The 14,054-nt window shown below is 64.0% G+C and carries 11 protein-coding genes; 7 read left to right on the forward strand and 4 right to left on the reverse strand.

Annotated elements, in window-relative coordinates; all coding sequences use genetic code 11:
- Nucleotides 1-13 precede the first annotated feature (13 nt).
- The gene (locus BCL93_RS02940; RefSeq protein ID WP_112053638.1) at nucleotides 14-1,120 is read right to left on the reverse strand and encodes a hybrid-cluster NAD(P)-dependent oxidoreductase; all 1,107 of its coding nucleotides are present in this window, start codon (nucleotides 1,118-1,120) and stop codon (nucleotides 14-16) included.
- A gap of 316 nt (nucleotides 1,121-1,436) precedes the next feature.
- On the opposite strand from BCL93_RS02940, the gene BCL93_RS02945 reads away from it, so the two are divergent.
- The 6 genes from BCL93_RS02945 to BCL93_RS02970 all read left to right on the forward strand — a co-directional run bounded on the left by BCL93_RS02945 (nucleotide 1,437) and on the right by BCL93_RS02970 (nucleotide 7,981).
- On the forward strand, nucleotides 1,437-1,883 hold the full coding sequence (locus BCL93_RS02945; protein WP_112053639.1) for an Lrp/AsnC family transcriptional regulator: 447 nt from the start codon (nucleotides 1,437-1,439) through the stop codon (nucleotides 1,881-1,883).
- 439 nt (nucleotides 1,884-2,322) lie between these two features.
- Nucleotides 2,323-3,420, forward strand: a complete 1,098-nt coding sequence (locus tag BCL93_RS02950) for a TRAP transporter substrate-binding protein (protein ID WP_112053640.1) — start codon at nucleotides 2,323-2,325, stop codon at nucleotides 3,418-3,420.
- Between the two features lie 32 nt (nucleotides 3,421-3,452).
- A complete protein-coding gene (locus tag BCL93_RS02955) occupies nucleotides 3,453-3,989 on the forward strand; it encodes a TRAP transporter small permease subunit (protein WP_112053641.1) in 537 nt (178 codons plus the stop codon).
- A gap of 147 nt (nucleotides 3,990-4,136) precedes the next feature.
- A complete protein-coding gene (locus BCL93_RS02960; protein ID WP_112053642.1) occupies nucleotides 4,137-5,459 on the forward strand; it encodes a TRAP transporter large permease in 1,323 nt (440 codons plus the stop codon).
- Between the two features lie 78 nt (nucleotides 5,460-5,537).
- On the forward strand, nucleotides 5,538-6,371 hold the full coding sequence (locus BCL93_RS02965; protein ID WP_112053643.1) for a sulfite exporter TauE/SafE family protein: 834 nt from the start codon (nucleotides 5,538-5,540) through the stop codon (nucleotides 6,369-6,371).
- Nucleotides 6,372-6,379: 8 nt separating this feature from the next.
- Nucleotides 6,380-7,981, forward strand: coding sequence for a gamma-glutamyltransferase family protein (locus BCL93_RS02970; protein ID WP_112053644.1), 1,602 nt, complete (start codon nucleotides 6,380-6,382; stop codon nucleotides 7,979-7,981).
- A 62-nt stretch (nucleotides 7,982-8,043) separates the two neighbouring features.
- Here BCL93_RS02970 and BCL93_RS02975 read toward each other — a convergent pair whose 3' ends face one another.
- The 3 genes from BCL93_RS02975 to BCL93_RS02985 all read right to left on the reverse strand — a co-directional run bounded on the left by BCL93_RS02975 (nucleotide 8,044) and on the right by BCL93_RS02985 (nucleotide 13,021).
- Entirely contained in the window at nucleotides 8,044-8,298 is a 255-nt protein-coding gene (locus BCL93_RS02975; RefSeq protein WP_112053645.1) for a hypothetical protein, read from the reverse strand.
- Between the two features lie 69 nt (nucleotides 8,299-8,367).
- Nucleotides 8,368-11,286, reverse strand: a complete 2,919-nt coding sequence (fdhF, locus tag BCL93_RS02980; protein WP_112053646.1) for a formate dehydrogenase subunit alpha — start codon at nucleotides 11,284-11,286, stop codon at nucleotides 8,368-8,370.
- 16 nt (nucleotides 11,287-11,302) lie between these two features.
- Nucleotides 11,303-13,021 carry an NAD(P)H-dependent oxidoreductase subunit E gene (locus BCL93_RS02985; protein WP_112053968.1) on the reverse strand — a complete coding sequence of 573 codons (1,719 nt, stop codon included), beginning with the start codon at nucleotides 13,019-13,021 and terminating at the stop codon, nucleotides 11,303-11,305.
- A gap of 602 nt (nucleotides 13,022-13,623) precedes the next feature.
- Here BCL93_RS02985 and BCL93_RS02990 point away from each other — a divergent pair.
- Nucleotides 13,624-14,046: a universal stress protein gene (locus BCL93_RS02990; protein WP_112053647.1), complete on the forward strand. Its 423-nt coding sequence runs from the start codon at nucleotides 13,624-13,626 to the stop codon at nucleotides 14,044-14,046.
- Nucleotides 14,047-14,054 lie beyond the last annotated feature (8 nt).

Genomic DNA, 14,054 nt, shown 5'->3' on the forward strand with positions numbered 1-14,054 from the left:
GCGGCAGCCCACCTCAGAAGTCGACGACGACGTTGCCGGTGGGCTTGCTGCAACAGGAGAGAATATAGCCCTCGGCGACGTCCTCGTCGGTGATGCCGCCGTTGTGGTCCATCTCGACCTGCCCTGAGCTAAGCGGCACCCGGCAGGTACCGCAGATGCCCATGCCGCAGGCCTTGGGAATATGCAGGCCAAGCTTGGCGGCAGCCGCATGCACCGTTTCGCCGGGCTGCACTCGCACGCTCTTGCCGGTGGCGCTGAACTCGACGCTGTACATGTCGGCGACGTCGAGCTCTTCGGCCTGCGCCTCGGCCTGCTCGGCCAGTTCCAGCACATCTTCCTGAACGTCCAGCGGCGTGGCGCCGAAGGACTCCTCATGATAGCGGCTCATGTCGAAGCCGTTGTCGCGCAGGATACGCTTGACCGCGTTCATGTAAGGAGTGGGGCCGCAGCAGAAGATCTCACGCTCCATGAAATCCGGCGCCATCAGCTCGAGCATTTCTTGGCTCAGGTAACCGCGAAAGCCCGCCCAGGCCTCGCAGAGTTCGTCGCTGCGCTCACAGACGATATGCAACTTGAATTCGGGAATCCGCGAGAAGATGTGCGCCAACTCGCGGTGGAAGATGATGTCCTTCGGCGAGCGGGCACTGTGCACGAAGGCCAGGTCCACCGAGGCATTGGTATCAAACAGCCAGCGGGTCATCGACATCAGCGGCGTGATTCCGACCCCACCGGAGAGCATCAGCACCTTGTCGGCGGCATGATCGATGATATTGAAGTTACCAACCGGCCCATGCACCGCCAGCTCATCGCCGGCCTTCAGGTTGTCGTGTAACCAGTTGGAGACTACGCCACCCGGCAGCCTCTTGACGCTGATCGAGAAGCTGTAGGGCACCGAGGGGGAGCTCGAGATGGTGTAAGAACGCATCACCTGCTCGCCGTCGATCTCGAGCTCCAGGGTCACGAACTGTCCCGGCTTGAAGAAGTACAGCACCGGCTGCTCGGCCATGAAACAGAAGGTGCGCACGTCCCAGGTCTCCTGGATGACCTTCACGCAGCGCACCTGATGGCGCCCGTTGACCCACGTCTGCGTGGTTACCGGATTGAGAAAGTCTGACATCATAATGGTTTCTCGCTTGGACGTGCCGACAGGCGCCTCGATGGTGCCCCATGCATGAGGATATGAGGCCGTGAAGCCTTGGCTGAATTTTGCGCTACCACCAGGCTTGCCAACTTGTCTGCCGGCGACCCCGACATATCCATGGCATCCAACCGGCATACCGCTGACGGCAGTTCCCGTCGCCCTCGCATCACCAGGTGTCGCCAATGGGATGCCAGGGCTTGTAGTGGCGCCCGGAGATGGTGGTCGATCGCATGATAGGCGAGGATGCCCTTTGGATAAGCACCATCGAGACCCACGCCAGCAAAGGCCCTAGTCAATGAACACGACCGATACTGAACTGCTGAACCTGCTGATCAAGGATGGGCGCATGTCCTATGCCGATATCGCTCGCCAGTTGGGCATCTCCCGAGCGCACGCCCGCACTCGGGTTAACGCCCTGGTCGAGGAAGGTGTCATCGAGCAGTTCACCGCAGTGGTCAATCCAGAGAAGCTCGGCAAGGCCATCTCTACCTTCGTGGACCTGAGGGTGGCGCCCGCCGCGCTTCAGCAGGTGGCAGACGAGCTGTCTGCCTGCCCCGAAGTGGTCAGCCTCTATATCATGAGTGACCTGCAGAGCCTGCATATCCATACCCTGACCGACACCTACACCAGCTTCGATGCCTTCGTCCGCGAGCGTATCTTCAACCGCCCCGAGATCCTCTCGGTGGACTGCAAGAGCCTGATGTCACGGGTCAAGAACCGCCGCGGCGGCGCGCGACTCTAGCGCTTTTCGAGACGCTCCGGCCCTCCACCACTGGGCGCTTTCCCGCCTTACCGGCTTTTTTCAGCGTGCGCCCCCTGCCTATCTCGATCACCGCACATAAAGGGTGCAAGCGCCTCACAAGGGTGCCGACCTTACTTTTGCTATCTATCGCCCCCTTAGAGACAGCCGTTTGACGGATCGCCGCGTTAACGGTGCATACAAATGATCGCTTAACCGCCTAAATCTTACCTTTGTTAACTCTGAGGCGTGGTCGATTGACCCGAAATCGGCCGCCGCCGTCATCATCGAGCGAATCGACAAGCCAATATCTTACAAGATTATCTATCTGATATTTATTGATTAATCCAGAATGACAGCCGACTGGCACATGGCTTGCTGACAACTCCCGTAGAGGATTTACATTCGTCAATCTTCTTTCGCCTCATCGGGAGTTACCATCATGAGCTTCAATCGCCGCAAGTTCCTGAGCACCGCTCTGGTCTCATCCACCGCTGGCCTGGTAATGGGCGCCCCTGCCGTCGTCCGCGCCCAATCCAACCAGACCGTTCAATGGCGAATGACCAACGCCTATGGCCCTGGTTCGCCCTTCTATGTCGAAGGCCCGGGTAGCCCCACCGACTTCTGCAAGAAGGTGGAGGAGATGTCGGGCGGCCGTATGAAAATTCAGCACTTCGCCGCCGGCGAGCTGGTGCCGGCACTGGAAGGCTTCAACGCCGTGTCGGCCGGCATGGTCGAGATGAACGCCGGCAACGCCTACTTCTGGTCCGGTAGCCTGCCCGCCGCCCAGTTCTTCACCACCGTGCCCTTCGGCATGAACACCCAGGGCATGAACGCCTGGCTATATCATGGCGGCGGCCTGGAACTGTGGCACGAGCTCTACGCCAAGGTCGGACTGGTGGCCTTCCCAATGGGCAATACCGGTGTACAGATGAGTGGCTGGTTCCGCGAACCGCTGGAAAGCGTCGAGGACCTGAACGGCCTGAAGATGCGCATCCCGGGGCTCGGCGGCAAGGTCTACAGCGAGCTTGGTGTGGCCGTGCGACTGCTGCCCGGCGGCGAGATCTTCCCAGCCCTGGAGCGAGGCGTCATCGACGCCGCCGAATTCGTCGGGCCTTATCAGGACCGTCGCCTGGGCCTGCAGAAGGCCGCCAAGTACTACTACACCACCGGCTGGAGCGAGCCCACCAACGCCACCGAGCTGATGATCAACAAGCAGGCCTGGGAGGCGCTGCCCTCCGACCTGCAGGCGATCGTCAAGACTGCAGCCATGGCCTGCAACATCGAGAGTCAGGCCTGGTGCGAGTCGGTCAACGCCGAAGCCCTGAACGATCTGGTGGAAAACGAGGGCGTGATCGCCCAGCCGCTGCCCGGCGACATCATCAGCCGGCTGCGCGAAGTCACCGCCGATACCTTATCCGACATGGCGGCGGCGGATGCCGACACCCAGAAGGTCTATGACTCCTTCATGGGCTTTCGTGCCAAGCATCGCGAGTGGGAAGCCATCAGTGAGAAAGCCTTCCTCGACCTGCCGAGCTGATTCTGACTGCATTTCTGACCGGAGGTCTATCCATGGCGTCGCTCATCGAAACCATCGAGCACGGCATCGGCATCCTCGGCGGCTTTGCCCGACTCTGCCTGCTGGCACTGGTCGGGCTGGTCGCCACCGATGTGCTGCTGCGCTACTTCTTTTCCATCAGCCCGGTGGGGCTGCAGGAACTGGAGTGGCACCTGCTCTCACCGATTGCCCTGCTGGGAATTTCCTACGCGCTCAAACACCGCGCCGACGTGCGGGTGGACGTGATCTACGACCGCCTTCCCGACGGCGGCAAGCAGCTGATCGACCTGATCAGCGGCATGTTGACCGTAGTGATCGCGCTGGCGATCGTCTGGCTGTCCTGGCCCTATGTGATGCAATCCTTTCAGTTGGGAGAAGGCTCACCGGACCCGGGCGGACTGCCCTACCGCTATCTGCTCAAGGCCTTCATTCCCCTGGGCTTCGCGGCTCTGGCGCTGCAGGGGCTTGCCGATCTGCTGCGAGCGGCACTGGCCCTGAGCGGCGCCCCGGTGCCGGCCTCGCCAACCGCCCCGGATCAGCCCAGCGCCTGATTAAGGCAGATCCTGAAGACGGTCACGACCGACGTTGCGGACCAAAACCAGGCACCGCCTGCGGGCGCAACGGCCAGGCGGCCGGCTGCCCCGCCCTCCTTGTCGCCGAGCTCACTCGGCCCCGTTTCTCTGTGGAGTATGTTTGCAATGGCAAATGAATGGCTACTGATCGGCATGATCGGCAGCTTCCTGGCCATGATGCTGATTGGCATCCCTGTGGCCATTTCGCTGGCCGTGTCCGGCTTCGTTGCTGGCCTGCTGGGCTTCGGGCCGATGCTCTTCGGCCTGCTGCCCCAGCGCCTCTACGGTGTGGTGTCCAACTACACCCTGATGGCCATACCGCTGTTCGTGTTCATGGGCGTGATGCTCGAGAAGTCCCGGGTCGCCGAGGCCATGCTCGATACCATCGGCTACGCCATGGGGCGCCTCAACGGCGGCATGGGGATCGCCATCGTGCTGGTCGGGGTGCTGATGGGGGCCTCCACCGGCATCGTCGGCGCTACCGTCGTGACCGTGGGCATGCTGACCCTGCCGACCCTGCTTCGCCGGGGCTATGCGCCGAGCGTGGCCTGCGGAGCGATCTGCGCCTCAGGCACCCTGGGCCAGATCATCCCGCCGAGCCTGGTGCTGATTCTCTTGTCGCAGATCGTCGGTGAATCGGTGGGCGCACTGTTCGCGGCTGCCTTCATCCCGGGCCTGGTGATCGCGCTGACCTACATGCTGTATCTCGCCGTCCTCGGCTGGGTGCGGCCGGACTGGGTACCGGCGGTTCCCGCTGCCGAACGCGCCACCATCTCCCGGCGCCAGCTCTATCGCGACCTGATGGCCACGGTACTACCGCCGCTGGGGCTGGTGGTGGCCGTGCTCGGCTCCATCGTCGGCGGCGTGGCAGCCCCTACCGAGGCTGCCGCCATGGGAGCCCTGGGCAGCCTGCTGATCGCGCTGCTGGGCCGCAAGCTGAACCTCGCCACCCTCAAGGCGACCCTGCACGGCACCTTGACCATCACTGCCATGGTCTACTTCATTCTGCTGTTCGCGCAGGTATTCTCACTATCTTTCCGCGGGCTCGGCGGTGAGCAGATGGTGCACGACCTGTTCAACATGCTCCCCGGCGGCGAAATCGGGGCGCTGCTGTTCCTGATGCTGATTCTGTTCGTGCTGGGCTTCTTCCTGGAATGGATCGAGATTTCCTACATCGCCCTGCCGATGTTCCTGCCGGTATTCATCGGTTATGGCACCGATATGGTGTGGCTGGCGATTCTGGTGGCCATGAACCTGCAGATGTCTTTCTTGACCCCGCCCTTCGGCTGGGCGCTGTTCTTCCTCAAGGGGGTGGCGCCGCCGGAGGTCTCGACACGCGATATCTACGTGGGGGTTGTGCCTTTCGTCGGGCTGCAAGTCCTTGCCGTTGCGCTGGTATTCTTGTTCCCAGGCATTGCTACCTGGCTACCCCAGGCAATCGGCTGGTAGCCGTCATCCATCAGCGCGGGGCGCCGTGGCTACCCGCGTCATGACACATCGATAATCACTGAATTAGGAAACCACGCCATGGAACTGCTGGATTCGTCATCGCTGACCGGGATCCTTGGACTGATCGCGGCCCTGCTCGCGACAGGTGCCGTTGCCGGGATAATGGCCGGCCTGCTCGGGGTCGGCGGTGGCATCGTCATCGTGCCGGTGCTCTTCCATCTGTTCAGCCTGCTGGGCGTCGACGAAGGAGTGCGCATGCATCTGGCGGTAGGCACCTCGCTTGCCACTATCATCCCCACCTCGATCATGTCGGCCCGCGCCCACCGCCAGAAGGGCAGCCTCGATGCCAGCGTGATCAAGCGCTTGATCCCCGGCGTGGTGGTCGGCGTGCTGCTGGGCGGCATCGCCAGTCAATTCCTGAGCGGCGAGGCGCTGACTGGCCTCTTTGCCACCATCGCCCTGCTGGTCGCCGCCAACATGTTCCGTCGCAACACCCGCATCATTCGTGACGGCATGCCCGGTCCCCTGGGCAGTAGCCTGATCGGCGCAGTGATCGGCGGCATCTCGACGCTGATGGGCATCGGTGGCGGTACCCTGAGCGTGCCGACCCTGAGTGCGCTCAACACGCCGATCCGTGTCGCGGTGGGCACCGGCGCCGCGCTGGGCCTGGTGATCAGCATTCCTGGCACCCTGAGCTTCATGTTCAGCGGCCTGGGCGCGCCCGACCGGTTGCCGGGCTCGATCGGCTACGTCAATCTGCTGGGCTTCGCGGCCATCGTCCCGATGACCATGCTCTGTGCCCCCCTGGGGGCCAGGCTCGCCCACGCCATTGATCCGGCCCTGCTCAAGCGGCTGTTCGCTGTCTTCCTGCTCGCCACTGCGGTGCGCATGTATATCGACCTTTTCTCCTGAGGCGTCCCATGCAACACACCACCCGTGCTTATGGCGGCATGACCGTCGCCCCCCACCACCTGGCGGCCCAGGCCGGCCGCGACATCCTCCGCGAGGGCGGCAACGCCGTCGAGGCGATGGTCGCCATGGCGTCGACCATCGCCGTTGCCTACCCCCATATGAACGGTATCGGTGGCGACGGCTTCTGGTTGATTCATGAACCCGGCAAACCGCCGCTGGCCATCGATGCCAGTGGCCCGGCGGCAGGCCTTGCCACCCGCACCTTCTACGCCGAGCAGGGCTACGACGCGGCGCAAGGCATACCCACTCGCGGGCCGCTCGCCGCGCTGACCGTGGCCGGCACCCTGGGTGGCTGGCAGGTGGCGCTCGATCAGGCCGCTGCCTGGGGCCCCACCCTGCCGCTGTCACGCCTGCTCGAGGCGGCCATCGGCCATGGTCGGGAAGGCGTCGCGGTGAGCGACAGCCAAACCGCGCTCACCGCCAAGCATCTGGCGGCCCTCGGGGCGGCGCCAGGCTTCGCCGAGACGTATCTCGACGCCGGCCAGGCACCCGCCACCGGCTCTCGGCTGCGTCAGTCACGGCTTGCCGACACCCTCGAGCACCTGACCCGCGCCGGGCTCGACGACGCCTACCGAGGTGAGCTCGCCGCCAGCATGGCCGCAGATCTCGAGGCGCTGGGCAGCCCGCTGCGCCGCGATGATTTCAATCGCTATCATGCCCAGGCCGTTACCCCACTCGAAGTCAGGCTCAAGGATGCCCGTGTCTTCAATCTGCCGCCGCCCACGCAAGGCCTGGCCACGCTGATGACGCTGGGCGTCTTCGAGCGCCTGGGCATCAACGAGGGCGAAGGCTTTGCCCATCTGCACGGTCTGGTAGAAGCCACCAAGCGAGCCTTCATGGCCCGCGACACCACGGTTACCGACCCCGGCCGGCTGCCCAAAGATCCGGCGAGCTGGCTCACGCCCGAGGCCCTGGATCGGGAAGCCGCACAGATCAAGGCGCAGCGCGCCCTGCCCTGGCCCTACGAACCCGCCGAAGGCGATACCATCTGGATGGCCGCCGCCGATCATCAGGGGCGGATGGTCAGCTTCATCCAAAGCGTCTATTGGGAGTTCGGCAGCGGCATAGTCCTGCCGCAAAGCGGGGTGATGTGGCAGAACCGCGGCATCAGCTTTTCGCTGGACCCGCAGGCACTACAGACGCTGGAGCCCTATCGCCAGCCCTTCCATACCCTGAACCCGTCGCTTGCTCGCTTCGACGACGGCCGGGTGATGAGCTTCGGTACCATGGGCGGCGAGGGCCAGCCCCAGACTCAGGCAGCCATCTACAGCCGCTATGCCCACTTCGGTGAGGACCTGCAACAGGCGATCAGCGCCCCGCGCTGGCTGCTGGGCCGCACTTGGGGTGAAGCCAGCACCGGGCTCAAGCTCGAGAACCGCTTCCCGGCACCACTGGTAGAGGCGCTCAAGGCCGCTGGCCACGACGTCACGGTACTGAACGAGGCGTTCAGCGACACCATGGGGCACGCTGGTGCTATCGTTCGCCACCCCGACGGTCTACTGGAAGGTGCCCACGACCCGCGCAGCGACGGTGGCGCAGCCTCGCTATAAGCGCCGGCAGCGGGTGCCTGAAAAGCAGCCACCCGCTAGCCTGTTCAACGACAAGGGCCCGCTCAGGACGAGCGTGGCAGTTCGAATGCCGGCAGCAGGTGGGCTTCGATCGCCCGGCGCACCGAGGGCAACATCACATCGGTGTGTGACATCAGTTCCGAGACCGTATACTCGAGGTCGGGTACATCGGTCTCGAGGTACTTGCGACGGGCCATCCGCGCGCAGGTTTCCGGACAGGCGCCCTCAGGAATCAGCACGCCAAGCCCCACCAGTTTGTTACGGAAATCATCCCCATCGATCAGATCGACGATCATCATGGCGGTTTCCTCCAGTCTCATGTCGTGTCGTTGTTATCAACCCATCCCTGCTACCGCTTGGTCGCCGACTCAAGGCGTCGCTAGCGGTTCCTCAACCGACGCCCCAGTTGGTGCCTCGGCCGCTGTCAGCCGACAGGCAGCGTACTTGAACTCGGGAATCTTGCCGAACGGGTCCAGCGCCGGGTTGGTCAGCATATTGGCGGCGGCCTCGGCGTAGCAGAAAGGCATGAAGACCATGCCTTCGGCCATCAACGGATCGACCCGCACCTTCAAGGTGATGCTGCCTCGCCGAGTGGCGATCTGCATCCACTCGCCGGCTTCGAGACCAAGGCGGCGCAGCTCGCCGGGGGCGACACTAGCTGCCGCTTCAGGCTCGAGGGCATCGAGCACGAGGGAGCGCCGGGTCATCGAACCGGTATGCCAGTGTTCCAGCTGGCGGCCGGTGGTCAGCACCGTCGGGTAGTCACGGTCGATCTGCTCATCCGGCGGCAGCGGCAGCGTCGGCGAGAAACGAGCCCGGCCCGAGGCCGTCGGGAAGGCATCGCCGAATACCACGTCCGCCCCCGGGGCATCGTCCGCCGGGCAGGGATAAGTGACCGAAGCCTCCCGCTCCAGCCGTTCCCAGGAGATGTGGTCGAGTGATGCCATGCCTTCTTTCATCTCGGCGAAGACCTCGCGGGGATGCGCGTAGTCCCAGGGCAGCCCGAAGCGCTTGGCGATCTCCTGAATGATCCACCAGTCGGGCCGGGCATCGCCGGGCAGCGGAACGGCCTGACGGCCCAGCTGCACCTGGCGGTTGGTGTTGGTCACGCTGCCGTCCTTCTCCGGCCAGGCGGAAGCCGGCAGGATGACGTCGGCGAACTGAGCGGTCTCGGTGACGAACAGATCCTGTACAACGAGATGCTCGAGCTTGCCCAGCGCCGCGCGCGCATGGTCGAGGTCCGGGTCGGACATCGCCGGGTTCTCACCCTGGATGTACATGCCCTTGATGGTGCCCGCGGCGATGGCGTCCATGATCTCGACGACGGTGAGACCCGGCTGATCGTCTAGGTCGGTGTTCCACAGTTCCTCGAAGGCGGCCCGCACCTGGGCGTCGCCCACTGGCTGATAGTCGGGCAGCACCATCGGAATCAGGCCGGCGTCCGAGGCGCCCTGGACGTTGTTCTGGCCACGTAGCGGATGCAGACCGGTGCCCGGCCGGCCGGTATGGCCACAGGCCAGGGCCAGCGAGATCAGACAGCGCGCGTTGTCGGTGCCATGCACATGCTGGGAGATCCCCATGCCCCAGAAGATCATCGCTCGCTCGGCGGTGGCGTACTCCCGCGCCACGGCGCGAATCTCGTCGGCGGGCACGCCGCAGCTCTCGGCCATGGCCTCCGGCGTCAGGTGGCGAACGTGTTCCTTGAGCGCTTCGAAGCCCTCGGTATGCTCGCGAATGTAGTCCGCGTCATAGAGCTCTTCGCTGACAATCACGTTGAGCATGGCATTGAACAGCGAGACGTCGCTGCCCGGCGTGAAACGCAGGGTTTGATGCGCATAGGCGCCCAACGCCTGGCCCTTGGGATCGAGAATGATGATCTTGGTGCCGCGCTTGGCCGCCTGCTTGAAGAAGGTCGCGGCCACCGGATGGTTCACGGCCGGGTTGCAGCCGGTGAGGATCACCACATCGGCCTCGGCGGCCTGCATGAACGACGCCGTCACGGCGCCTGAGCCGATGCATTCCATCAGCGCCGCGACAGAGCTTGCATGACACAGACGGGTGCAGTGATCGACGTGGTTGGAACCAAAGCCGGTGCGTACCAGCTTCTGGAACAGCCAGGCCTCTTCATTGGAACACTTGGCGCTGCCGAAGCCGGCCAGAGAGTTGGGGCCGTGGTCGGCCTTGAGGCCCTTGAGGCCTTCAGCGGCAACCTCGAGCGCCTCATCCCAGCTGGCCTCGCGGAAATGGCTGCTCGGGTCAGCCGGATCGAAGCTGGGATCGACGCCCTTGGGCGCGCCGGGCTTGCGGATCAGCGGGCGCGTCAGCCGCGAGGCGTGACGCGGATAGTCGAACCCGAAGCGGCCCTTGACGCACAGCCGGTTATGGTTGGACGGCCCATCGCGGCCTTCGACGAAGAGGATTTCTTCGTCCTTGATGTGATAGGTCAACTGACAGCCAACGCCACAGTAGGGGCACACCGAATCGACTTGGCTATCGGCGGCCGCCGAATCGCCACGGCCCGCCTCGTCGATCAAGGTGGCCGGCATCAGCGCACCGGTCGGACAGGCCTGGACGCATTCGCCGCAGGCCACGCAGGTGCTATCGCCCATGGGGTCGTCGAAGTCGAAGACGATCTTCGCGGCCGCTCCTCGGTTCGCCAAGCCGATGACGTCATTGACCTGGACCTCGCGACAGGCACGCACGCAGAGGTTGCACTCGATGCAGGCATCGAGGTTGACGTTCATGGCACTGTGCGACGCATCGTGATTGCGAGCGCCGTCCTGCCCTACCGCACGCGACTCTACATAACGGGCTTCGACATGATGCACGGTGGGCGCCTCGCGCTCCTCGCGCCGGGGTAGCCAAGCGCGCACGGCAGTGGCATCGACGGCCAGGGCATCAGCCATGTCCCAGAAATGGCTCGAGCGGTCGGGACCGGCGTCGCGGTCCGGCTGGTCGACGGCGAGCAGCTCCAATACGCCTTCACGGGCGATGCGAGCCCGCTCGGAGCCGGCACTATGCACCACCATGCCGGGCCGGGCCTCGCGCAGGCAACTGGCGGCCAGCGCCCGCTCGCCCTCGATCTCGACCATGCAGGCGCGGCAGTTGCCATCGGCGCGATAGCCGGCGGCATCCTTGAAGCACAGGTGGGGAATCGTCTCGCCGGCCCGCTTGGCCACCTGCCACAGGCTTTCGCCGCAATAGGCGGTCACCTCGGTGCCATCGAGGATCAGAGTAAAGGCGTCGGCTGCGGTCTGCGTCTGGTTCTGGCTCTGGTTATGAGTCATCTTCGCTCTCCTGGCCTCAGCCCTTGATGATGATCTGCTGGGCCGCGAGCGGCTCACGGAAGTCCTTGAGCAAACCAAGGACGGGATTGGGCGCGGCCTGGCCGAGCCCGCAAATCGAGGCGTCCATCATCACCGTCGCCAGGCGCTGCAGTGCCTCGGCATCCCAGGCCTCGCGCTCGAGCAGCGTCAGCATCTTTTCGGTGCCGACCCGGCAAGGGGTGCACTGGCCGCAGGACTCGTCGGCGAAGAAGGCCAGTAGGTTGGTGGCCACCGCCCGCAGGTCATCCTGATCCGAGAGCACCACCACCGCCGCAGAGCCAATAAAGCAGCCTTCGGCCTGCAGGGTGTCGAAGTCCAGGGGAATGTCCGCCTTGCTTGCCGGCAGGATACCGCCGGAGGCGCCACCGGGCAGGTAACCGGCCAGGGTGTGGCCCTCCTGCATGCCGTTGCAATACTCCTCGATCAGCTCGGCAAGGGTAATGCCCGCCGGGGCCAGATGGACGCCCGGGCGCTTGACCCGCCCGGACACCGAGAAGCTGCGCAGTCCCTTGCGTCCATGGCGCCCATGACCGGCGAACCAGTCGGCACCGCGCTGGTGGATAAGCGGAATCCAGTAAACGGTCTCGACGTTGTTGACCAGGGTCGGACGATCGAACAGGCCTCGCTGCGCGACGAAGGGCGGGCGATGGCGGGGCTTGCCCGGCTTGCCCTCCAGCGACTCGATCATCGCCGACTCCTCACCACAGATATAGGCCCCGGCGCCGCGCCGCATCACCACATAGCCGGGCTCGACGAGTCCGGCGGCCTCGAGTTCAGCAATCGCCTCGTGCAGTACCCGATGCAGGCCCGGGTATTCGTCGCGCAGATAGATGTAGAGCGCGCTGGCCTCGACCGCCCAGGCACTGATCAGCGCCCCTTCGAGGAAACGGTGCGGAGCATTCTCCAGGTAGTGGCGATCCTTGAAGGTACCGGGCTCACCCTCGTCGGCGTTGATCGCACAGTAGCGCGGTCCCGCTTCCTGGCGCACGAAGTACCATTTCTTGAAGGTCGGGAAGCCCGCACCGCCGAGCCCGCGCAGGTTGGCGCGCTCGAGCTCTTCCGTCAGCGCCTCGACGGTCACCGCACCGGCACGGCACTGGGTAAGCAGTTCATAGCCGCCTTCGCACCGGTAATCTTCGAGCCGCTGCCAGTCGAGCGTTTCGGGGTGGAAATGGCCGGTGTCGATCACCGCTTCGACCGCCTCCTGGGTCGCATGATTGACGTGACGATGACCCACTTCGACCACCGGCGCCATCTCGCAGCGGCCCATGCAGGGCGCGCGCAGCACGCGGACCTCTTCCGGATCCGCGCCGGCCGTAAGCGCCTGCTTCAAGGCATCGGCGCCGGCCAGCTGACAAGACAGGGAGTCGCAGACCCGCACCGTCACCGCCGGGGGTGGCGCTTGATCGTCGTGGATCACATCGAAGTGGGCATAGAAGGTGGCGGTTTCATAAACGGCCGCCATCGGCAGGTTCATGTAGGCCGCCAGAGCGCGCAGCATAGGTAGCGCCAGGTGGCCGTGGGCGTCCTGGAGCACATGCAGGTGCTCGATGAGGAGGTCGCGACGGGCAAGCTCGGGGTGCTTGCGCTCATCGCCGAGGCGCTCGCGGAGCGCTATCAGGAGGTCGGTCTCAAGCTCGCGGCCGCGGGGCTGACCGCGAAAACGGCGAGTGGGCGTCAGGGTCTGAACGGTCATGGCGGGCTCGTTATTGTGATGATCGCGCTCTTGCATATGGCGCTTTGCTGCCATGGTGGCACCGGCCACAAACGCCGACAATAACCACATTCACGCTTGAGAGCACTTAGCTATGTGCGTGTCGCTCTCGGCTACGTGGATCCCGGCAACGAAATACGAATACCTCCATTCCGGTTGCTCTTCTAACGCCACGCCCTACGACACGTCCAGCCAACTGCACAGCCACATGCAGCGCGGCCAGGCCTGTCACGGCCAGAAAGCTAGACAGCGTGGCACGCATCGACATGGCCCTCGATCATCACTTTACCCGCTTATTGCCTTGCGACCATCGGGCGATTGCGTCCGTTTGCAGCCTAGCTAATCTTGAGTCGCGTATCGTCATTCCGGCAGCCGGCCTTGCCTTCTGTCCTGTGGCGGTCCCGGTCCCTCTTCACTTTTTGCCCTTCGAGTTCTGCCTCAGCGTTGACAGGGCAGTTGATGCCGGAGGATGAGCCGGCACTGGCAATTCGCCTGGCAAATCCTCACACTAGCGGTGTCTTTCAGGACAACAGATCGTGACGTAGAGGTACAGCAACTAACAAAACCCTCATGGAGTCTCGAATATGTTCAAGAAAATTATGGTCCCCGTGGACCTGGCACATACAGAACTCTTGAAGCCCTCTCTCGATCTTGCGGCAGATATCGCCAAGCTGTATCAGGCCGATACCTGCTACATCAGCGTAACGGCCAACACGCCAAGTTCGCTGGCCAAGACGCCTGAAGAGTATGCGCAAAAGCTCGAGGCATTCGCCAAGGAGCAGGGCCAATTGCATGGCCAAAAGGTCAGCTCCAAGGTCATTACCTCTCCCGACCCGGTTGCCGACATGGATGACGCCATCCTGCAGGCTATCGATGACACGGACGCAGATCTGGTCATCATGACCACGCATCTGCCTAGGCGGCTGGACATCGTCATGCCGTCCAACGGCAGCAAGGTCGCCTCTCATACCGACGTATCCGTGTTCCTGGTCCGGCATAGCGACTGACGGCCTAC

Source organism: Onishia taeanensis, assembly GCF_003268885.1.
GTDB lineage: Bacteria > Pseudomonadota > Gammaproteobacteria > Pseudomonadales > Halomonadaceae > Onishia > Onishia taeanensis_A.